This window comes from Paracoccus maritimus (assembly GCF_025195095.1).
Taxonomy (GTDB): domain Bacteria; phylum Pseudomonadota; class Alphaproteobacteria; order Rhodobacterales; family Rhodobacteraceae; genus Paracoccus; species Paracoccus maritimus.
The window spans coordinates 1-1,009 of record NZ_JANAVZ010000044.1 but is presented as its reverse complement, the minus strand read 5'-3'; the positions used below and the strand labels follow the sequence as shown (position 1 = coordinate 1,009).

Genomic DNA, 1,009 nt, shown 5'->3' with positions numbered 1-1,009 from the left:
GTTAGCATCCGGCGTAGGCCGCGGTCATACGACTTGGCGGTGCTCCGCAGCTTTCCAGTTCCATGGCAGTAGAGCGTGCACCTGGGAAGCGGTCGTTTCAGGTAGTCGTGCGAGGACGTCCGCCAGCCACGCCTGGGGATCGATGTCATTCATCTTCGCGGTGACGATCAGGGAATACATGAAGGCGGCGCGGTCACCGCCGCGCTCGGAGCCGGCGAAGAGCCAGGACTTCCGGCCGAGAGCCACGCCGCGCAGCGCCCGCTCGGCCGCATTGTTCGTGAGGCAGATCCGGCCATCGTCGAGAAAGCAGGTGAAGGCTTCCCACCGATCCTTCTTGAACATGTAGGTGATCGCCTTGGCCACTGGATTGTGCTTCGACATCGTGTCGCGCTCGCTCCGCATCCATTCGTGCAGGCCTTCGACCAGCGGGCGTGACCGGCGTTGTCGGACTTCGAGCCGCGATCCGGCATCCAGGCCATTGATCTCGCGTTCGATGTCGAAGATGGCATCGATCCGCTTGACCGCTTCCAGCGCGACGGGCGAGATGTCGTGGTCCGGCTTCCTCTTGCGGGCCTTCTCCTTGATATCGGCGAGTTCGAAGAACTTCCGGCGGGCGTGGCTCCAGCACAGCGCGCTGTTCACCGTGCCGGGGTCACGGTCGCCGCGATAGAGGTCGTTGTATCCGCCATAGGCATCTGCTTGCAGGATACCCTGCCATCCCGCGAGATGCCGGTTCGGGTGGGTCATCTCCCTGTCCCTGGAAAAGTAGAATAGCGCCGCAGGCGGCGCACCGCCCGCGAACGGACGGTCATCGCGGACATAGGTCCAGAGCCGTGCTGTGCGCGTCCCGCCCTTCGCCAGAAGCGGCACCGTCGTGTCATCGCCGTGCAACCGCTCGGCTTGCAGGACATGGTCGCGGATCAGCATGTGGAGCGGCTCGAGCGCGGCGGCACAGGCGCCGACCTGGTCGGCCAGGGTCGACAGGCTGAGATCAACACCTTCCCGGGCA

General features: G+C 64.7%; 1 protein-coding gene. It reads right to left on the bottom strand.

The features are described 5' to 3' along the window. Nucleotides 1-24: 24 nt before the first annotated feature. Nucleotides 25-1,009, bottom strand: a 985-nt coding sequence (gene tnpC, locus MU516_RS19360; RefSeq protein ID WP_260278838.1) for an IS66 family transposase, incomplete at its 5' end; no start/stop codon positions are given.